The 298-nt window shown below is 44.0% G+C and carries 1 pseudogene; it reads right to left on the bottom strand.

Annotated features, from left to right (window positions below):
• Positions 1 to 63: 63 nt before the first annotated feature.
• A pseudogene (locus GPK60_RS12725) lies at positions 64 to 298 on the bottom strand (RNA-guided endonuclease TnpB family protein); the annotation flags it as partial.

The following is a 298-nucleotide window of genomic DNA, read 5'->3' as shown; positions in this document are numbered from 1 at the left end:
ATCTGGCGGGATACCGTCTTTTTTCAGGGTGCGTCCATGACACCAATACTGCTTGCCTTTCGGCTATGCAGCTACTTTTACTATTTCTGGATTTTTTAGTCCGGCTACGGACAGTTTCTTATGCTTTCCGGATACGGAAAGATATTTTCGCAGGATATTAAATGCGCCTACTGCATCTGCATTGTATCTTTCTCCGTCAGTTATATACATACCCCGCACTTTTCGGTTTGATGCTTCTGCATATCTTTTTGATACTTCTGGTGATAACGGGCTGCACTGGCTGGTATAGCTTTCTTCC

This window comes from Ruminococcus sp. MCC718 (genome assembly GCF_018783905.1).
GTDB lineage: Bacteria > Bacillota > Clostridia > Lachnospirales > Lachnospiraceae > Hominisplanchenecus > Hominisplanchenecus faecis.
This window is presented reverse-complemented; position numbering and strand designations above follow the sequence as displayed.